The organism is Salmonella sp. NW1250 (genome assembly GCF_051812965.1).
GTDB classification, from domain to species: Bacteria; Pseudomonadota; Gammaproteobacteria; order Enterobacterales; family Enterobacteriaceae; genus Salmonella; species Salmonella enterica.
Genome location: NZ_JAMNDD010000012.1, coordinates 42,942 through 63,517 on the forward strand (window position 1 = coordinate 42,942; position 20,576 = coordinate 63,517).

The window sequence follows — 20,576 nt, forward strand, 5'->3', positions numbered from 1 at the left end:
AATATGCGGCTATTTCAACAAATGCTGGTTTTTTGAATGCATAACGATAAAGATCTCTCTACGTGGCAGACCTTCCGCCGACTGTGGCCAACCATAGCGCCTTTTAAAGCAGGTCTGATCGTGGCGGGCATAGCGTTAATTCTCAACGCAGCCAGCGATACCTTCATGCTATCGCTCCTCAAGCCATTACTGGATGATGGTTTCGGTAAAACGGATCGCTCAGTGTTGCTGTGGATGCCGCTGGTGGTTATTGGGCTGATGATATTACGAGGCATCACTAGCTATATCTCCAGCTACTGTATTTCATGGGTGTCAGGCAAGGTGGTAATGACCATGCGCCGTCGCCTGTTTGGCCATATGATGGGAATGCCCGTCGCTTTCTTTGATAAACAGTCTACCGGTACGCTGCTGTCGCGTATTACATACGATTCAGAACAGGTTGCCTCTTCTTCATCTGGCGCGCTGATTACCGTGGTGCGTGAAGGGGCATCGATCATCGGATTGTTTATCATGATGTTCTATTACAGCTGGCAGCTGTCGATCATCCTGGTTGTTTTAGCGCCGATTGTGTCGATTGCGATTCGCGTTGTCTCAAAGCGGTTCCGCAGCATCAGTAAAAATATGCAGAACACGATGGGACAAGTGACTACCAGCGCTGAACAAATGCTGAAAGGACACAAAGAGGTACTGATTTTTGGCGGTCAGGAAGTCGAAACTAAACGCTTTGATAAAGTCAGCAATAAGATGCGACTGCAAGGCATGAAAATGGTCTCTGCCTCGTCAATTTCCGATCCTATCATTCAGCTCATTGCCTCGCTGGCGCTGGCGTTTGTCCTCTATGCTGCGAGCTTCCCAAGCGTAATGGATAGCCTGACGGCTGGGACCATCACCGTGGTGTTCTCCTCTATGATCGCGCTGATGCGTCCATTAAAATCGCTGACAAACGTTAACGCGCAGTTCCAGCGTGGGATGGCGGCTTGTCAGACGTTGTTTGCGATTCTGGACAGCGAACAGGAGAAAGATGAAGGTAAACGTGTCATTGACCGCGCGACCGGCGATCTCGAATTCCGCAATGTGACGTTTACTTACCCGGGCCGTGAAGTGCCGGCATTGCGTAACATCAATTTGAAAATTCCTGCCGGGAAAACCGTGGCGCTGGTGGGGCGTTCCGGATCGGGTAAATCAACTATCGCCAGTCTGATCACCCGTTTCTACGATATTGATGAAGGGCACATCCTGATGGATGGTCACGATCTACGCGAATACACTCTGGCCTCTCTACGTAATCAGGTGGCGCTGGTTTCGCAAAACGTGCATCTGTTTAACGACACGGTCGCCAATAACATTGCTTATGCCCGGACGGAAGAATACAGCCGCGAGCAGATTGAAGAGGCGGCGCGCATGGCCTATGCCATGGACTTTATCAATAAGATGGATAATGGCCTGGATACCATCATCGGCGAAAACGGCGTACTGCTTTCCGGCGGTCAGCGCCAGCGTATCGCGATCGCCCGCGCCTTACTGCGCGACAGCCCGATTCTGATCCTTGATGAAGCTACGTCCGCGCTGGATACCGAATCTGAACGTGCGATTCAGGCAGCGTTGGATGAGCTGCAGAAAAACCGTACCTCTCTGGTGATTGCGCACCGTCTCTCCACCATCGAACAGGCGGATGAGATCGTTGTAGTCGAAGACGGCATTATCGTTGAGCGCGGCACTCATAGCGAGCTGCTGGCGCAACACGGCGTTTACGCCCAGCTACATAAGATGCAATTTGGCCAATGATTGCGCGTATCTGGTCGGGTGAATCCTCGCTATGGCGGTTACTGCTGCCGCTCTCCTGGCTGTATGGCCTGGTGAGCGGGGCGATTCGTCTGAGCTATAAGCTTGGTTTGAAACGCGCCTGGCGAGCGCCGGTACCGGTGGTTGTGGTAGGGAATCTTACGGCTGGCGGTAACGGTAAAACCCCCGTAGTCATTTGGCTGGTGGAAAAGCTGCAACAGCGTGGCGTGCGCGTGGGGGTCGTTTCTCGCGGCTACGGCGGGAAAGCTGCCGCTTATCCGCTGCTCCTGACGCCGGAGACGACAACCGCAGAAGCGGGAGATGAACCGGTATTGATTTATCAACGGACCGGCGCGCCTGTCGCGGTGGCGCCTGAACGCGCCGCGGCGGTGAAAGCGATTCTGGCGGCGCATAATGTGCAGATTATTATCACCGACGATGGGTTGCAGCATTACCGACTCGCGCGAGATATTGAAATTGTGGTGATTGACGGGGTGCGCCGCTTTGGCAACGGCTGGTGGCTTCCTGCCGGTCCTATGCGCGAACGCGCCAGTCGCCTGAAAACCGTAGACGCCGCTATCGTCAATGGCGGCGTCGCCCGGGCGGGCGAAATCCCCATGCAGCTAGCGCCTGGACTGGCGGTGAACTTACGTACGGGAGCGCGTTGCGATGTGGCGCAACTGAGCAATATTGTGGCGATGGCGGGCATCGGTCATCCGCCGCGCTTTTTCGCCACGCTGGAAGCCTGTGGCGCGCATCCGCAAAAGTGCGTCCCGCTGGCCGATCATCAAACGCTCGCCCCTGCTGACGTTCAGGCGTTGGTCGGTGAAGGGCAGACCCTGGTAATGACGGAAAAAGACGCGGTGAAATGCCGTGCTTTTGCCGAAGATAACTGGTGGTTCTTACCGGTTGATGCGCGTTTGTCCGGTGAGCAGCCTGATAAGTTGCTTCAACATATCACCTCGCTGGTTCGCTAGCGTACCCCAATGCAGCGGCAGTGATGAATTTATGGAGTCATGAATGTCATTGCCGTACCTTTCTCTTTCCCAGGCCCGTTGTCTTCACCTTGCTGCGCAGGGGCTATTGAAAAAGCCGCGCCGTAACGCGATGCCTGGCGATGTTCTTGCCGCCATCTCACGCATGGCGTTGCTGCAAATTGATACCATCAATGTTGTCGCACGTAGCCCCTATCTGGTGCTGTTTAGCCGTCTCGGTTCGTACCCGCAGGCCTGGCTGGATGAGGCGCTGCGACGCGGCGAGTTAATGGAATATTGGGCGCATGAGGCCTGTTTCTTGCCACGCCGCGACTTTAAACTTATCCGCCATCGTATGCTGTCGCCGGAAAAGATGGGCTGGAAATATCGCGCGGCATGGATGCATGAGCACGCGGAAGAAATAGAACAGCTAGTGCGGCATATTCAGGAGCACGGTCCGGTGCGTTCTGCCGATTTTGAACATGCGCGGAAAGGCGTCAGCGGCTGGTGGGAATGGAAACCACATAAACGCCACCTTGAGGGTTTATTTACCGCCGGAAAAGTCATGGTTGTTGAGCGGCGTAATTTTCAACGTGTATATGATTTAACGCCCCGTGTGATGCCGCACTGGGATGATGAACGCGATGGACTGTCACAGTCGCAGGCGGAAAACCTGATGCTGGATAATAGCGCGCGCAGTCTGGGGATTTTCCGTGAACAGTGGCTGGCGGATTACTACCGCCTGAAACGTCCTGACCTGAAGGGATGGCGGGAGAGCCGGGCGGAACAGCAGCAGATTATTCCGGTCGAGGTGGAAACGTTGGGGCGGATGTGGCTTCATGCCGATCTTCTTTCGCAGCTGGAACCGGCGCTGAATAACGCCTTAAAGGCGACCCATAGCGCAGTACTGTCGCCTTTCGATCCTGTGGTATGGGATCGCAAGCGGGCAGCGCAGCTTTTCGGATTTAACTATCGGCTGGAATGTTATACGCCTGCGGCGAAGCGCCAGTACGGTTATTTTGTGCTGCCGCTATTATACCAGGGCCGTTTAGTCGGGCGAATGGATGCCAAAATGCACCGTAAAACGGGGGTGCTTGAGGTTATCTCGCTGTATCTGGAGGACGATATTCGCCCTGGCGTTAGTCTGCAAAAAGGAATCTGGCAGGCGATTAGCGCGTTTGCTGCCTGGCAACGGGCATCGCGCGTGACGCTGGGACAATGTCCGCCAGGCCTGTTTAGCGCCATGCGTCATGGCTGGGAAATAGACCCTGCACCATAACCGATTATGTTAATATTGAAGGATTCACAATCCGGTCCATCTGGAGGAACTATGGATCATCGTCTGCTTGAAATCATCGCCTGCCCGGTATGTAACGGCAAACTCTGGTATAACCAGGAACAGCAAGAATTAATTTGCAAACTGGATAATCTCGCTTTCCCGTTACGCGACGGCATTCCTGTATTGCTGGAAAATGAAGCTCGCGCCCTGACATCTGATGAGAGTAAATCATGAGTTTCGTCGTCATCATTCCGGCCCGTTTTTCATCTACCCGACTGCCAGGCAAACCATTAGTGGATATTAATGGTAAACCCATGATTGTTCATGTCCTGGAGCGGGCGCGCGAATCTGGCGCGGAACGCATTATTGTCGCCACCGATCATGAAGACGTGGCTCGTGCGGTAGAAGCGGCTGGCGGCGAAGTGTGCATGACGCGCGCCGATCACCAGTCCGGCACCGAACGGTTGGCGGAAGTGGTAGAGAAGTGCGGATTCAGCGACGATACCGTTATTGTGAACGTTCAGGGCGATGAGCCGATGATCCCGGCGGTTATTATTCGCCAGGTCGCGGAAAATCTGGCGCAGCGCCAGGTTGGCATGGCGACGCTGGCGGTGCCGATTCACAGCGCCGAAGATGCGTTTAACCCGAATGCGGTAAAAGTCGTGCTGGATGCTGAAGGCTATGCGCTTTACTTTTCCCGGGCGACGATTCCCTGGGATCGCGACCGCTTTGCAAAAAGTCTGGAAACGGTAGGGGATACTTGCCTGCGTCACCTGGGCATTTATGGCTATCGCGCGGGTTTTATCCGCCGTTACGTGAGCTGGCAACCCAGCCCGCTGGAACATATTGAAATGCTGGAGCAACTCCGTGTGCTGTGGTACGGCGAAAAAATTCATGTCGCCGTCGCCAAAGCGGTGCCCGGTACGGGCGTAGACACCGCCGACGACCTGGAGCGCGTGCGCGCTGAAATGCGTTAACATGATCCTGTTCATGATCGTCTTAGACGGTCATGAACAGCGCGGTATGATAGCGTAAAGATGAATACTCACGTCTGCTCATCAGTGGCGGCTTTCTCGTACCGTTACGATTTTCCTCATTTTTCTTTTCTTCCCTTGATCTGATACGGGTGACATCTGTCCATACGACGCTCATTATTAAAGCAGTAGCACTAATGGGGGTTATCTGGAATGGAACAGTTGCGGGCCGAACTCAGTCATTTGTTGGGTGAAAAACTTAGCCGTATAGAGTGCGTGAATGAGAAAGCGGATTCCGCATTGTGGTCATTATATGACAGCCAGGGAAATCCGATGCCGCTGATGGCGCGAAGTTTTACCACTCCCGGCGTTGCGCAGCAACTGGCATGGAAAACCTCAATGCTGGCGCGTAGCGGTACGGTGAGGATGCCGGTAATCTATGGCGTATTGACGCATGAAGAGCATCCTGGTCCGGATGTGCTACTGCTGGAACGACTGCGCGGTGTGCCGGTCGAGGCGCCGGCGCGCACTCCGGAACGCTGGGAACAGCTAAAAGATCAGATTGTCGAAGGATTGTTAGCCTGGCATCGGCAGGATAGCCGCGGTTGCGTTGGCGCCGTGGACCATACTCAGGAGAATATCTGGCCTTCCTGGTATCGTCAGCGGGTGGAGGTGCTGTGGACGACGCTAAATCAGTTCAGCAATACCGGCCTGACGATGCAGGACAAACGCATTCTGTTTCGTACCAGAGAATGTCTTCCTTCGTTATTTGAAGGGTTTAACGACAACTGCGTACTGGTGCATGGCAACTTCTGCCTACGCAGTATGCTTAAAGACGCCCGTAGCGATCAGCTTCTGGCAATGGTCGGCCCCGGGCTGATGCTGTGGGCGCCGAGAGAGTTCGAACTGTTTCGCCTGATGGATAATCCATTGGCGGAGGGATTGCTTTGGCATTATCTGCAACGCGCGCCAGTGGCGGAGTCCTTCATCTGGCGGCGTTGGCTCTATGTGCTGTGGGACGAGGTTGCGCAGTTGGTCAATACCGGACGTTTTAACCGTACCAATTTTGATCTGGCGGCGAAATCATTACTCCCCTGGCTTGCCTGATATGCCTTTCAGCCATTGCCAAAGTCGTCCTAAGGTTTCATACCCAGCGCGATCGCTGTGCATCAGCCAGACCGGGGACGGAATTGCCCGCTCCCAGGGATTGAGCGGCGAATCGATCGCCAACTGATTCGCCGGCGCGGGAAGCGGATTCAGCCCGGCATGCTGAAAGAAAATCATCGCACGCGGCAAATGCGAGGCGGAGGTTACCAACAGGAAAGGGGCGTCGCCGATGGCCTGCTTAACGGCGGCGGCTTCTTCTTCCGTATCTTTTGGCTTATCCAGCGTAATAATATCGCTACGCGGTACGCCCAGCGACTGCGCCACCCGCGCACCGACTTCCGCCGTGCTTACCGTATTGGTTTCTGCTACGCCGCCGGTAAAAATCAGCTTTGCTCTCGGATTCGCGCGCCACAGCCGAATGCCTTCCGCCAGCCGCGGCAAGCTGTTGTTAATTAAATTAGAGCTCGGCGCCCACTGCGGGTTCCAGGTATAGCCGCCGCCGAGAACCACAATATATTCCACCTTTTGCGGACCCTGCCAGGTAGGGTAGCGGTTTTCTATCGGACGCAGCAAATGGTCAGAGACGGGTTGCAGGCTTAATAGCAATAGCGCCAGCCAACCTACGCTGATAAATACTTTTCCGATCTTCTGAAAGCGGCTAAACCAGAGCAGCGCCAGGCCGACGCCAATCATCAGCAACATCAGCGGAAGCGGCAATAACATACCGCCAATCACTTTCTTTAGCGTAAAAAGCATCCTTTTTGGTTCCTTTTTTAACCATATAGCGGAGGATTAACGCTGATATTACACCAGACAGGTTCATTCTCGCCGCGGCTGTGACAAAATAGCGGTTTTATCAGATAACGCCTGAGCCAGCCTGTGGAGAGTCCGATGCAGGATCGCAATTTTGATGACATTGCTGAAAAGTTTTCCCGTAACATTTACGGCACGACCAAAGGACAACTGCGGCAAGCCATTCTGTGGCAAGACCTGGATCGCGTGCTGGAGGAGATTGGCGGGCGAAAACTGCGGGTACTGGATGCCGGCGGCGGCGAAGGGCAAACGGCGATTAAGATGGCGGAACGCGGCCATCAGGTGACGTTATGCGATCTGTCTGGCGAAATGATCGCCCGCGCGCGGCAGGCGGCCGAGGCAAAAGGTGTGAGCAAAGACATGCATTTTATACAATGCCCGGCTCAGGACGTCGCTTCGCATTTGGAAAGCCCGGTTGATCTGATATTGTTTCATGCTGTGCTGGAGTGGGTAGCCGATCCTGTTGGCGTATTAGAAACGCTCTGGTCAGTATTGCGCCCTGGCGGCGTGCTGTCGTTGATGTTCTATAACGCTAACGGTTTGCTGATGCACAATATGGTGGCGGGTAATTTTGACTACGTGCAGGCGGGGATGCCTAAACGCAAGAAGCGCACGCTGTCGCCTGACTACCCGCGCGACCCCGCGCAGGTGTACCAGTGGCTGGAGGCGATTGGCTGGCAGATTACCGGTAAAACCGGCGTGCGTGTGTTTCATGATTATCTGCGTGAAAAACACCAGCAGCGTGACTGTTATGAGACCCTGGTCGAACTGGAAACGCGTTATTGCCGCCAGGAGCCGTATATTAGCCTTGGGCGCTACATTCATGTCACCGCGATTAAAAGCCCGGCGCTAGCCGCAGATGCAAGGATAACCTATGAGTGAATTTTCCCAGACAGTCCCCGAACTGGTTGCCTGGGCCAGAAAAAACGACTTTTCCATCTCGCTGCCGGTAGACAGACTTTCCTTTCTGCTGGCGGTCGCCACGTTGAACGGCGAACGCCTTGACGGCGAGATGAGTGAAGGCGAGCTGGTGGATGCATTCCGCCATGTGAGTGATGCGTTTGAGCAAACCAGCGAAACCATCGGCGTGCGCGCTAATAACGCGATTAACGATATGGTGCGTCAACGTCTGCTGAACCGCTTTACCAGCGAGCAGGCGGAAGGCAATGCGATTTACCGATTAACCCCGCTCGGGATTGGCATCACCGATTACTACATTCGTCAACGTGAATTCTCTACGCTGCGTCTTTCTATGCAGTTGTCGATTGTGGCCGGCGAATTGAAGCGCGCGGCGGATGCGGCAGCGGAGGGTGGCGATGAGTTCCACTGGCATCGCAATGTTTACGCGCCATTGAAATATTCGGTGGCGGAGATTTTCGACAGTATCGATCTGACCCAGCGCATCATGGATGAACAGCAGCAGCAGGTGAAAGACGATATCGCACAACTGCTGAATAAAGACTGGCGGGCGGCGATTTCCAGCTGTGAACTGCTGCTTTCCGAAACGTCCGGTACGCTGCGCGAGTTGCAGGATACGCTGGAGGCGGCGGGCGATAAGCTACAGGCTAACCTGCTGCGCATTCAGGATGCCACGATGACGCACGACGATCTGCATTTTGTCGACAGGCTGGTGTTTGACTTACAAAGTAAACTCGACCGCATTATCAGTTGGGGTCAGCAGTCTATTGATTTATGGATCGGTTACGATCGTCACGTGCATAAATTTATCCGTACCGCGATCGATATGGATAAAAACCGTGTCTTCGCCCAGCGATTGCGCCAGTCCGTACAGACTTATTTTGACGATCCGTGGGCGCTAACCTACGCGAATGCCGATCGTCTGCTGGATATGCGCGATGAAGAGATGGCGTTGCGTGACGATGAAGTCACCGGGGAGTTGCCGCCGGATCTGGAATATGAAGAGTTTAACGAGATCCGTGAGCAGTTAGCGGCCATCATTGAAGAACAGCTGGCTATCTACAAAACCAGACAAACGCCACTGGATCTTGGGCTGGTGGTGCGCGAGTATCTGGCGCAATACCCGCGCGCGCGTCATTTCGACGTGGCGCGTATTGTTATCGATCAAGCGGTACGTCTTGGCGTAGCGCAAGCAGATTTCACCGGACTGCCAGCCAAATGGCAGCCGATTAATGATTACGGAGCCAAGGTACAGGCGCATGTCATTGACAAATATTGAACAAGTGATGCCGGTTAAGCTGGCGCAGGCGCTGGCGAATCCGTTATTTCCGGCGCTGGATAGCGCATTACGTTCGGGCCGCCACATCGGGCTGGACGAACTGGATAATCATGCCTTTCTGATGGATTTTCAGGAATACCTGGAAGAGTTTTACGCGCGTTATAACGTGGAACTGATTCGCGCGCCGGAGGGGTTCTTCTACCTGCGTCCGCGTTCTACCACGCTTATCCCGCGCTCGGTGTTATCCGAACTGGATATGATGGTCGGTAAAATTCTCTGCTACCTCTATCTTAGCCCGGAGCGTCTGGCCAACGAAGGGATCTTTACTCAGCAGGAGTTGTACGACGAGCTGCTTACCCTTGCGGACGAAGCCAAACTGCTAAAGCTGGTGAATAACCGCTCGACGGGATCTGACGTTGATCGTCAGAAACTGCAGGAAAAGGTGCGTTCTTCTTTAAACCGCCTGCGTCGTTTAGGCATGGTATGGTTTATGGGCCACGACAGCAGCAAATTCCGCATTACCGAATCGGTCTTCCGCTTTGGCGCGGATGTCCGCGCCGGCGACGATCCTCGCGAGGCGCAACGTCGTCTCATCCGCGACGGGGAAGCGATGCCCATTGAAAACCATCTGCAACTTAATGATGAGACCGAAGAGAGTCAGCCGGACAGTGGAGAGGAAGAATAATGATTGAACGCGGTAAATTTCGCTCGCTAACGCTGATTAACTGGAACGGTTTTTTTGCCCGCACTTTTGACCTGGATGAACTGGTCACGACGTTATCCGGGGGCAACGGCGCCGGGAAATCCACGACGATGGCGGCGTTCGTCACGGCGCTGATCCCGGATCTCACATTACTGCACTTTCGTAACACCACGGAAGCCGGCGCCACCAGCGGTTCGCGCGATAAAGGTCTGCACGGTAAGCTGAAGGCGGGCGTCTGTTACTCCATGCTCGACACCATTAATTCCCGCCATCAGCGGGTGGTGGTCGGCGTGCGTCTGCAGCAGGTCGCTGGGCGCGATCGCAAAGTGGACATCAAACCGTTCGCTATCCAGGGGTTGCCGATGTCGGTACAGCCGACACAACTGGTGACGGAGACATTAAACGAACGTCAGGCGCGCGTACTGTCGCTTGCTGAGCTGAAAGACAAGCTTGACGAGATGGAAGGCGTGCAGTTTAAGCAGTTTAACTCCATCACCGATTATCATTCGCTGATGTTTGACTTAGGGATTATCGCCCGTCGTCTGCGCTCCGCTTCCGATCGTAGTAAATTCTATCGCTTGATAGAGGCCTCGCTGTACGGCGGGATCTCCAGCGCCATTACCCGATCGCTGCGCGATTATTTATTGCCGGAAAACAGCGGCGTGCGCAAGGCATTCCAGGATATGGAAGCGGCGCTGCGCGAGAACCGACTCACGCTGGAAGCGATTCGTGTTACCCAATCCGATCGCGATCTGTTTAAGCATTTGATCAGCGAAGCCACCGATTATGTGGCGGCGGATTATATGCGCCACGCCAATGAGCGTCGGGTTCACCTTGATCAGGCGTTGGCGTTTCGACGCGAACTGTACACATCGCGCAAGCAGTTGGCGGCAGAGCAGTACAAGCACGTCGATATGGCCCGTGAGTTGGGCGAACATAACGGCGCCGAAGGTTCTCTTGAAGCGGATTACCAGGCGGCGAGCGATCACCTGAATCTGGTGCAAACCGCGCTGCGCCAGCAGGAAAAAATTGAACGCTACGAAGCGGATCTTGAAGAGCTGCAGATTCGACTCGAAGAGCAAAATGAAGTGGTGGCGGAAGCCGCCGAAATGCAGGACGAAAATGAAGCGCGTGCCGAAGCCGCCGAGCTGGAAGTCGATGAACTCAAAAGCCAGCTTGCGGATTACCAGCAGGCGCTGGATGTACAGCAAACGCGCGCGATTCAGTATAACCAGGCGATATCAGCGCTTGCCCGCGCTAAAGAACTTTGTCATCTGCCGGATCTAACGCCGGAAAGCGCCGCCGAATGGCTGGATACTTTCCAGGCAAAAGAGCAGGAAGCTACGGAAAAACTGCTGTCGTTGGAACAAAAAATGAGCGTGGCGCAAACCGCGCACAGCCAGTTTGAGCAGGCTTACCAGCTGGTGGCGGCGATCAACGGCCCGCTGGCGCGTAGCGAAGCCTGGGACGTGGCGCGCGAGCTGTTACGGGACGGCGTGAACCAGCGTCATCTGGCGGAACAGGTACAGCCGCTGCGGATGCGCCTGAGCGAACTGGAACAGCGGCTGCGCGAGCAGCAAGAGGCGGAACGTCTGCTGGCTGAGTTCTGTAAGCGACAGGGCAAAAATTTTGATATTGACGAACTGGAAGCGCTGCATCAGGAGCTGGAAGCCCGCATCGCGTCCTTGTCTGATAGCGTGTCGTCAGCCAGCGAACAGCGTATGGCCTTGCGTCAGGAGCAGGAGCAGCTTCAGTCGCGTATTCAACATCTGATGCGGCGTGCGCCCGTCTGGCTGGCGGCGCAAAACAGTCTGAACCAGCTTAGCGAACAGTGCGGCGAGGAGTTTACGTCCAGCCAGGAAGTGACCGAATACCTGCAACAGCTACTGGAGCGTGAGCGCGAAGCCATTGTCGAACGCGACGAAGTGGGCGCGCGTAAAAATGCGGTTGATGAAGAGATCGAACGTTTAAGCCAGCCGGGCGGCGCGGAAGATCAGCGTTTGAATGCGCTGGCGGAGCGTTTTGGCGGGGTACTGCTGTCGGAAATCTACGACGATGTCAGTCTTGAAGATGCGCCGTACTTCTCCGCACTGTATGGCCCGTCGCGCCATGCGATCGTCGTACCGGATTTATCGCAAATAGCCGAACAGCTTGAAGGTCTGACCGACTGCCCGGAAGATCTGTACCTGATCGAAGGCGATCCGCAGTCTTTTGATGACAGCGTATTCAGCGTTGACGAGCTGGAAAAGGCGGTGGTCGTGAAAATTGCCGACCGTCAGTGGCGTTATTCGCGTTTCCCGTCGCTGCCTATTTTTGGCCGTGCGGCGCGCGAGAACCGTATTGAAAGTCTCCATGCGGAACGGGAAGTGCTTTCCGAGCGTTTTGCCACGCTCTCGTTTGACGTGCAGAAAACCCAGCGTTTGCACCAGGCGTTCAGCCGTTTTATCGGCAGCCACCTTTCCGTTGCCTTTGAGGACGATCCGGAAGCGGAAATTCGCCGACTGAACGGGCGTCGCGTCGAACTGGAGCGCGCGCTGGCGACGCATGAAAACGACAACCAGCAGCAGCGCCTTCAGTTTGAGCAGGCGAAAGAGGGCGTTTCCGCGCTTAACCGTTTGCTGCCGCGGCTGAATTTATTGGCCGATGAAACGCTGGCCGATCGGGTCGATGAAATTCAGGAACGGTTGGATGAGGCGCAGGAAGCGGCGCGATTTGTGCAGCAATATGGCAACCAGTTAGCCAAACTGGAGCCGGTGGTTTCCGTTCTGCAAAGCGATCCGGAACAGTTTGAGCAGTTAAAAGAAGACTATGCCTGGTCGCAGCAAATGCAGCGTGACGCGCGCCAGCAGGCTTTTGCGCTGGCTGAAGTCGTCGAACGTCGGGCGCATTTCAGCTATTCCGACTCGGCGGAAATGCTGAGCGGCAACAGCGATCTCAATGAAAAGCTGCGCCAGCGGCTGGAGCAGGCGGAAGCCGAGCGTACCCGCGCCCGCGAAGCGTTGCGCAGCCATGCCGCGCAGTTAAGTCAGTACAGCCAGGTTCTGGCCTCGCTAAAAAGCTCTTACGACACGAAAAAAGAGCTGCTTAACGATTTGCAGCGTGAATTACAGGATATTGGCGTTCGCGCCGACAGCGGGGCGGAAGAACGCGCCCGCCAGCGTCGCGATGAACTGCACGCCCAGTTGAGCAATAACCGTTCGCGTCGCAATCAGCTTGAGAAAGCGCTCACCTTCTGCGAAGCGGAGATGGAGAACCTGACCCGTAAGCTGCGCAAGCTGGAGCGCGATTATCATGAAATGCGCGAGCAGGTCGTGACCGCGAAAGCCGGCTGGTGCGCAGTCATGCGGATGGTGAAAGACAATGGCGTGGAACGCCGTCTGCACCGTCGTGAGCTGGCTTATCTGTCGGCGGATGAACTGCGCTCCATGTCGGATAAGGCGTTGGGCGCGCTGCGCCTGGCCGTCGCGGATAACGAACATCTGCGCGACGTATTGCGCCTGTCGGAAGATCCGAAACGCCCGGAACGTAAAATCCAGTTCTTTGTGGCCGTTTACCAGCATCTGCGCGAACGTATTCGTCAGGATATTATTCGTACCGACGATCCGGTTGAAGCCATTGAACAAATGGAGATTGAGCTGAGTCGTCTGACGGAAGAGCTGACATCGCGTGAGCAAAAGCTGGCGATCAGTTCCCGCAGCGTGGCAAACATTATCCGCAAGACTATCCAGCGTGAGCAGAACCGTATCCGTATGCTGAACCAGGGGTTGCAAAGCGTCTCGTTTGGCCAGGTGAATAGCGTGCGGTTAAACGTCAACGTGCGTGAAACGCATGCCACCTTGCTGGATGTGCTTTCAGAACAGCAGGAGCAGCACCAGGATCTGTTTAACAGCAATCGTCTGACCTTCTCCGAAGCGCTGGCGAAACTGTACCAGCGTCTGAATCCGCAGATCGATATGGGGCAACGCACGCCGCAGACCATCGGCGAGGAGCTGCTGGACTACCGTAACTATCTGGAAATGGAAGTTGAAGTTAACCGTGGGTCCGACGGCTGGCTGCGTGCGGAATCCGGCGCGCTATCAACGGGGGAAGCTATCGGGACCGGGATGTCAATTCTGGTGATGGTGGTGCAAAGCTGGGAAGACGAAGCGCGCAGACTGCGCGGGAAAGATATTTCGCCATGTCGCCTGCTGTTCCTCGATGAAGCGGCGCGTCTGGATGCGCGCTCTATCGCCACGCTGTTTGAACTATGCGAACGTTTGCAGATGCAGCTCATCATCGCTGCGCCGGAAAACATCAGTCCGGAGAAGGGCACGACGTATAAACTGGTGCGTAAAGTGTTTCAGAATACTGAGCATGTTCATGTTGTTGGGCTGCGTGGCTTTGCGCCGCAGCTTCCGGAAACGCTTCCCGGTACGCAGACGGAAGATACGCCTTCAGAAGCGAGTTAAACACGGCAGAAATGATGAAGTGCCCGATGGCGCCTCGCTTATCAGGCAAGGCCGGATAAATCGGTTACGCCGCCATCCGGTACAACAAGTTCTGTTTTATCATTAGCCTGGGGCGGCGAAAGCCGCCTTTTTCTTTATCTGAAAAATCTCTCCGGGTAGTGCATTTTCTTTAAACTTCTTTACATTAGGTTAGGCAAAAACGTAACGAACTTTATATACTGGAGTTAAGCCTGACGAGTGAGCAGGCTGACTCGTCATACTAAACAAAAGCATTGGTTGCGGTTGACCCGCGCTGCGGGCAGCACAGTCATGCGGAGTATGATAACGAAAACAGGGGGCAAGGGATGTTGCTTAACAAGATGTGTGGTCGTTGTCTGTCGGCAATCAGTTTATGCCTGGCCGTAACATTCGCTCCACTGTTCAATGCGCAGGCCGATGAGCCTGAAATGATACCTGGCGATAGCGCCGTTGCCGCGACGGATCAGGCTGGGCCGCAGAAGCAATCCGCCGCGACGGCGATTATGGCCGGGATTCAGCCGCTGCCGGAGGGCGTTTCAGCCGAGAAAGTCCGGGCTGATTTACAGTCGCAGCTTCCTTCCGGCTATACGCCGGTCTATATGAGCCAGCTGACATTGCTGTATGCCGCGCGCGACATGAAGCCCATGTGGGATAATCGCGATGCGGTGAAAGCCTTTCAGCAACAGTTGGCGGAGGTGGCGATTGCCGGATTCCAGCCGCAGTTTACCGCCTGGGTGGCATTGTTGACCGATCCCGCCGTAAACGGTATGGCGCGCGATGTTGTGTTGTCAGACGCCATGATGGGCTATCTCCATTTCATTGCGAATATCCCCGTCAAAGGCCAGCGCTGGTTATATAGCAACAAACCTTACGCATTGGCGACGCCGCCAGTCTCGGTGATTAACCAGTGGCAAATCGCGCTGGAAGAGGGCCAGTTGCCGATGTTTGTCGCCAGCCTGGCGCCGCAGCATCCACAGTATGCGCCCATGCATGACGCGCTACTGAAGCTGGTGGCGGACTCTCGCCCGTGGCCGCAGTTGGCCAATACCGCAACGCTGCGCCCGGGGCAATGGAGTAACGATGTGCCTGCGCTGCGCGAAATATTACAGCGTACGGGGATGCTGGATGGCGGTCCAAAGATAGCCTTACCCGGCGATAACACTGCTGATAGCGCCGTCGTCAGCCCCTCCGCCGTGGTCGACGAAACATCGGTGGCGCAGCCGGTCGACGAACAAACGGCCCGCCGTAGTAAGCCGGCTCCAGCGGCACGCGCCTACGATCGTGAACTGGTCGAGGCGGTAAAGCGTTTTCAGGCATGGCAAGGGCTGGGGGCGGATGGCGTTATTGGCCCGGCGACGCGTAACTGGCTTAATATGACTCCCGCGCAACGCGCAGGCGTACTGGCACTGAATATCCAACGTTTACGCCTGCTGCCGGCGGAACTCTCTACCGGTATTATGGTAAACATTCCCGCTTATTCGCTGGTCTACTATCAGAATGGCAACCAGGTGCTGGCTTCAAGGGTGATCGTCGGGCGTCCCGATCGTAAAACGCCGATGATGAGCAGCGCGCTGAATAATGTGGTGGTGAACCCGCCGTGGAACGTTCCGCCCACGCTTGCGCGTAAAGACATTTTACCGAAGGTGTGGAATGACCCAGGCTATCTGGAGCGCCATGGCTACACCGTGATGCGCGGCTGGAACAGCAAAGAAGCGATCGATCCGTGGCAGGTTGACTGGGCCACCATTACGCCATCGAATCTTCCGTTCCGTTTCCAGCAGGCGCCAGGCGCGCACAATTCGCTGGGGCGTTATAAATTTAATATGCCGAGTTCAGATGCGATCTATCTGCACGATACGCCTAACCATAATCTCTTTCAGCGTGACGCCAGGGCGTTAAGTTCCGGCTGCGTGCGGGTCAATAAGGCCTCTGAACTGGCGAATATGCTCTTGCAGGATGCTGGCTGGAACGATGCGCGGATCTCAGGCGCCCTGAAGCAAGGCGACACGCGGTATGTCAATATCCGGCAGAACATTCCAGTAAATCTTTACTATCTGACCGCGTTTGTCGGCGCAGATGGACGTATGCAATATCGTACAGATATTTACAATTACGATCTCACAGCGCGATCCAGCGCACAAATTGTGCCAAAGGTTGAACAATTAATCAGGTAAATGAAGAAGTTCTGGTAAATATGTTGTCCTAATGTTTGGCTTCAACGGGGCGTTTCGCTGTAGACCCCCGTTGTGGCTGGGGGAGGGCCATCTTGACGCGGGCTTTATCGGCAGTTAAGGTGCCTTTCGTGCGCCAGAAGTGCATATACAACAACCTTTAAGTCGACCGGGCCGTTCAGAAGTCTGTGCCAGCCGGTATCATGTCTGCTTAAAGGTAGAAGTGTATTAACGATAACATTGACCTGTAGACCTGATTATCATGGACAAATTTGACGCTAATCGCCGCAAGCTGCTGGCGCTTGGTGGTGTCGCTCTCGGCGCCGCCATCCTGCCCGCGCCAGCGTTTGCCACACTCTCGACCCCACGCCCGCGCATTTTGACGTTAAACAATCTCCATACCGGAGAGTCAATCAAGGCGGAGTTTTTCGATGGAAGAGCTTACATTCAGGATGAATTAGCAAAGTTAAACCATTTTTTCCGTGACTATCGCGCGAATAAAGTCCGATCAATCGATCCCCGCCTGTTTGACCAACTTTACCGACTTCAGGGGCTGTTAGGGACGCGTAAACCTGTGCAGCTCATCTCAGGCTACCGTTCTCTTGATACCAATAATGAATTACGCGCCCGTAGCAGCGGCGTAGCGAAAAAAAGCTACCATACAAAAGGGCAGGCGATGGATTTTCATATTGAAGGCGTGGCGCTGAGCAATATTCGCAAAGCGGCGTTATCTATGCGCGCAGGTGGTGTAGGATATTACCCACGTAGTAACTTTGTGCATATTGATACCGGGCCGGCGCGGCACTGGTAATCAGCGAGGCTTAATCAAAGGAGCAGTATGAACTATCGTATTATTCCGGTCACCGCGTTCTCCCAGAACTGTTCATTAATCTGGTGCGAACAAACCCGGCTGGCGGCGCTGGTCGATCCGGGCGGCGACGCGGAAAAAATTAAACAGGAAGTGGACGCCAGCGGCGTGACGTTGATGCAAATTTTACTCACGCATGGGCATCTCGATCATGTCGGCGCGGCGAGTGAACTGGCGCAGCATTACGGCGTTCCTGTTATCGGTCCGGAAAAAGAAGATGAGTTCTGGCTGCAAGGACTGCCGGCGCAAAGCCGCATGTTTGGTCTGGATGAGTGTCAGCCGCTGACGCCTGATCGCTGGTTGAACGACGGCGATCGCGTCAGCGTGGGGAATGTGACGTTACAGGTGTTACATTGTCCGGGACACACGCCGGGACACGTGGTTTTCTTTGATGAACAGTCGCAACTGCTGATCTCCGGCGATGTGATTTTCAAAGGTGGCGTCGGGCGCAGCGATTTTCCTCGCGGCGATCACACCCAGTTGATTGACGCCATTAAGCGTAAATTATTGCCGCTTGGCGATGATGTGACCTTTATTCCTGGCCACGGCCCGCTCTCTACGCTCGGGTACGAGCGTCTGCATAATCCCTTCCTGCAAGATGAGATGCCGGTCTGGTAAGCGGAATGAAAAAGCCTGCACATTGCAGGCTTTTTTATCGGTCACGCCAGTCGACAGTTTTTTACAGTACCGCAACAATGGCTTCGCACAGCGGCGCCATATTATCCGGGGTCATGCCCGCCACGTTCACGCGACCAGAAGCCACGGCATAAATGCCAAACTCTTCACGCAGACGCAGCACCTGATCTTTGGTCAGACCGCTGAATGAGAACATCCCGTTCTGCTTGATAATAAAGCTGAAGTCACGGTTCGCGCCTTTTTCCTGCAAGGTATTCACGAACAGTTGACGCATACGCTGAATACGCTGGCGCATGTCCGTCAGTTCCTGTTCCCAGATAGCGCGCAGGGCGTCATTACTCAGGATAGTCGCGACGATGGACGCGCCGTGCGCTGGCGGGTTGGAGTAGTTAGCGCGAATGGCGGATTTCATCTGGCTAAAAGCGCGATCCACGGTTTCCGCATCGGCGGCAACGAGGGTGCAGGCGCCGACGCGCTCATTATATAAGCCGAAGTTTTTGGAGTAGGAGCTGGCGACAATGAGCTCTTTATGCAGCGCGGCAAAGGCGCGCAGACCTTCCGCATCTTCTTCCAGGCCGCGGGCAAAGCCCTGGTAAGCGAAATCGAATAGCGGCAGCCACCCTTTTTCAACGGAAAGCTCAGCCAGAACCTGCCACTGTTCCAGAGTAGGGTCAATGCCGGTTGGGTTATGACAGCAACCGTGGAACAGAACCACATCGCCGGCCTGTGCTTCGCTCAGGCTGGCTTGTAGCGCTTCAAAATCCAGCGTGTGATTTTCCGCATCGTAGTAAGCGTACTCCCGAACTTCCAGGCCGGCAGCGTTAAACACGCTTTTGTGGTTCGGCCAGCTGGGGTTGCTCACCCACACCCGTTTTACCGGAGTATTTTTTGCCAAAAAGTCGGCGGCAATGCGTAACGCGCCGGTACCGCCCGGCGTTTGCGCCGTGCGTGCGCGCTTATCGTTAATCAGCGCGCTGCCTTTGCCGAACAGCAGTTCCTGAGTGCAGCGAGCAAATTCCGGAATCCCGTCAATGCCGAGATAGTTTTTCGTCGTTTCATTTTCCAGTAAATACTGCTCGGCTTTTTTAACGCTGGTGAGCACCGGTGTTTTGCCGGTTTCATCTTTATATACGCCAATGCCAAGGTTAATTTTCCCTGGACGGTCATCGGCGCGAAACAGATCGGCCAGGCCCAAAATCGGGTCGGCAGGAGCGGCGGTTATGTTCTCAAACATGACGAGGTTCCATTATAGTTACAGAAGGGAAATCCGCTATCAGGTTAACGGCAGATTTACAAAATGCCAACCGTTAGCGCTAAAAAGCCCGCCTGTTTTTAAAAGACGCACATTTTCTCTAAGAGAGATAAAAAAACAGGACCGAAGTCCTGTTTTTGAGGCATAAAACAAAGGGGTCTGCTGATCAGAACTGGTAAGTAATACCGACAGCCGCCTGATCGTCGGTGCCAACGTAGCTGGAGCTGTAGTCGTTTTCGTCCAGCAGGTTGAAACGGTAGTCAACCCATACGTTCATGTTTTTGTTGAAGTAGTAAGTCGCGCCCGCCTGAATATATTTCGCCAGATCGGCCGAGCCGTCGGCGCCGTTCAACTGCTTACCTTTGCTCTGCACATACGAGATTGCCGGACGCAGGCCGAAGTCAAACTGGTACTGAGCGACCACTTCCAGGTTCTGCGTTTTGTTTGCCATTTCCACGGTATCGGTAACCGTATTTTCAACAATGCTCATATTGCGGGTTTCAGCATATACGGCAGCCAGGTAGACGTTGTTTGCATCATATTTCGCGCCAACGGCCCACGATTCTGCGCGATCGCCATTACCATCGCGATCCTGCTGATCGTTAGTACGCTTGCTGTTGCTGTATGCTGCGGTGACGCCAAAGCCGTCGAACTCATATGCCATGGTGTAACCTACGCCATCGCCATTCTGAGAGTTAATGCTGTGGTTGTCCTGATTTTTACCCTGATACTGAATACCGAAAGAGAGACCGTCCACCAGACCAAAGAAGTCAGAGTTACGGTAGGTCAACAAACCGCCAGCACGGCTGGTCATGTAGTTATCAGTATAGGCGCCGCCCCAGGTTTCGCCGGAGAAGTAGGGGGCCATATCGGTATAGGATTCAACATCGTAAACGATACCGTAGTTACGACCATAATCGATTGAACCCACTTCCGCGTATTTCAAACCCGCGAAAGCCAGACGGACCAGATTCGAGTTCTGCTGTTCGCCTTCAGCGCGGTCTGCTTTAGTACGGTATTCCCACTGACCGAAACCGGTCAGATCGGTGTTAATCTGCGTTTCCCCTTTAAAACCAATCTGGGCATAAGTCTGGTCGGCATTTTTGCTATCGCCGGTCGTTGTCCATACGTGACGACCCACGGCTTTACCGTACAGATCCAGCTTATTACCATCTTTATTATAAATTTCTGCTGCGTTTGCGTTTGCGGTTGCAGCAGCCAGCAGGGCAGGGATCACCGCTGCCAGGATTTTGCGCTTCATCATTATTTATTACCCTCATTGGTTTTTTTATATGACACCTGCCACTGCCGTCAATAAATTCCGTCAATAAAACTTTACAGAAATATTGATGAG

Annotated in this window: 16 protein-coding genes; 13 read left to right on the plus strand and 3 right to left on the minus strand. The window is 54.6% G+C overall.

The annotated features are described in order from the left end of the window. Positions 1–36 precede the first annotated feature (36 nt). The 6 genes from msbA (at position 37) to NBA72_RS18960 (ending at position 6,116) form a co-directional block, all read left to right on the plus strand. On the plus strand, positions 37–1,785 hold the full coding sequence (gene msbA, locus NBA72_RS18935) for a lipid A ABC transporter ATP-binding protein/permease MsbA (RefSeq protein ID WP_000551246.1): 1,749 nt from the start codon (positions 37–39) through the stop codon (positions 1,783–1,785). Beyond that, entirely contained in the window at positions 1,782–2,759 is a 978-nt protein-coding gene (gene lpxK, locus NBA72_RS18940) for a tetraacyldisaccharide 4'-kinase (RefSeq protein ID WP_023243866.1), read from the plus strand. The genes msbA and lpxK overlap by 4 nt, the downstream gene beginning before the upstream one ends. Positions 2,760–2,802: 43 nt before the next feature. Continuing rightward, positions 2,803–4,035, plus strand: coding sequence for a winged helix-turn-helix domain-containing protein (locus NBA72_RS18945; RefSeq protein WP_042949457.1), 1,233 nt, complete (start codon positions 2,803–2,805; stop codon positions 4,033–4,035). Positions 4,036–4,086: 51 nt separating this feature from the next. Then, the gene (gene ycaR / locus NBA72_RS18950) at positions 4,087–4,269 is read left to right on the plus strand and encodes a protein YcaR (protein WP_000350061.1); all 183 of its coding nucleotides are present in this window, start codon (positions 4,087–4,089) and stop codon (positions 4,267–4,269) included. Beyond that, on the plus strand, positions 4,266–5,012 hold the full coding sequence (kdsB, locus tag NBA72_RS18955; protein ID WP_023263125.1) for a 3-deoxy-manno-octulosonate cytidylyltransferase: 747 nt from the start codon (positions 4,266–4,268) through the stop codon (positions 5,010–5,012). Before ycaR ends, kdsB begins: the two co-directional genes overlap by 4 nt. A 210-nt stretch (positions 5,013–5,222) precedes the next feature. Continuing rightward, a complete protein-coding gene (locus NBA72_RS18960) occupies positions 5,223–6,116 on the plus strand; it encodes a YcbJ family phosphotransferase (RefSeq protein ID WP_000436893.1) in 894 nt (297 codons plus the stop codon). Here NBA72_RS18960 and elyC read toward each other — a convergent pair. After that, positions 6,096–6,872, minus strand: a complete 777-nt coding sequence (gene elyC / locus NBA72_RS18965) for an envelope biogenesis factor ElyC (protein ID WP_439005019.1) — start codon at positions 6,870–6,872, stop codon at positions 6,096–6,098. The two genes, NBA72_RS18960 and elyC, sit on opposite strands and share 21 nt — an antisense overlap. 135 nt (positions 6,873–7,007) lie before the next feature. Here elyC and cmoM point away from each other — a divergent pair, with 135 nt between their 5' ends. From cmoM to NBA72_RS19000, 7 genes are all read left to right on the plus strand, one after another. Further along, positions 7,008–7,811 carry a tRNA uridine 5-oxyacetic acid(34) methyltransferase CmoM gene (gene cmoM, locus NBA72_RS18970; protein WP_001154028.1) on the plus strand — a complete coding sequence of 268 codons (804 nt, stop codon included), beginning with the start codon at positions 7,008–7,010 and terminating at the stop codon, positions 7,809–7,811. Next, on the plus strand, positions 7,804–9,126 hold the full coding sequence (mukF, locus tag NBA72_RS18975) for a chromosome partition protein MukF (protein ID WP_001288828.1): 1,323 nt from the start codon (positions 7,804–7,806) through the stop codon (positions 9,124–9,126). Before cmoM ends, mukF begins: the two co-directional genes overlap by 8 nt. Beyond that, a complete protein-coding gene (gene mukE, locus NBA72_RS18980; protein WP_000060025.1) occupies positions 9,107–9,811 on the plus strand; it encodes a chromosome partition protein MukE in 705 nt (234 codons plus the stop codon). The genes mukF and mukE overlap by 20 nt, the downstream gene beginning before the upstream one ends. Then, entirely contained in the window at positions 9,811–14,277 is a 4,467-nt protein-coding gene (mukB, locus tag NBA72_RS18985) for a chromosome partition protein MukB (protein ID WP_000572743.1), read from the plus strand. Before mukE ends, mukB begins: the two co-directional genes overlap by 1 nt. A 344-nt stretch (positions 14,278–14,621) precedes the next feature. Further along, entirely contained in the window at positions 14,622–16,469 is a 1,848-nt protein-coding gene (ldtD, locus tag NBA72_RS18990; RefSeq protein WP_042949468.1) for a L,D-transpeptidase, read from the plus strand. 259 nt (positions 16,470–16,728) lie between these two features. Then, positions 16,729–17,277 carry a YcbK family protein gene (locus NBA72_RS18995; RefSeq protein WP_000357052.1) on the plus strand — a complete coding sequence of 183 codons (549 nt, stop codon included), beginning with the start codon at positions 16,729–16,731 and terminating at the stop codon, positions 17,275–17,277. A gap of 27 nt (positions 17,278–17,304) precedes the next feature. Then, the gene (locus NBA72_RS19000) at positions 17,305–17,952 is read left to right on the plus strand and encodes an MBL fold metallo-hydrolase (RefSeq protein ID WP_001109471.1); all 648 of its coding nucleotides are present in this window, start codon (positions 17,305–17,307) and stop codon (positions 17,950–17,952) included. A 61-nt stretch (positions 17,953–18,013) separates the two neighbouring features. Here the strand turns inward: NBA72_RS19000 and aspC are convergent, their stop codons facing one another. Together aspC and ompF are read right to left on the minus strand one after the other, a co-directional pair. Next, positions 18,014–19,204, minus strand: coding sequence for an aspartate transaminase (gene aspC / locus NBA72_RS19005; protein WP_023201778.1), 1,191 nt, complete (start codon positions 19,202–19,204; stop codon positions 18,014–18,016). 184 nt (positions 19,205–19,388) lie between these two features. After that, positions 19,389–20,486 carry a porin OmpF gene (gene ompF / locus NBA72_RS19010; RefSeq protein ID WP_001539614.1) on the minus strand — a complete coding sequence of 366 codons (1,098 nt, stop codon included), beginning with the start codon at positions 20,484–20,486 and terminating at the stop codon, positions 19,389–19,391. Between the last annotated feature and the right edge of the window lie 90 nt (positions 20,487–20,576).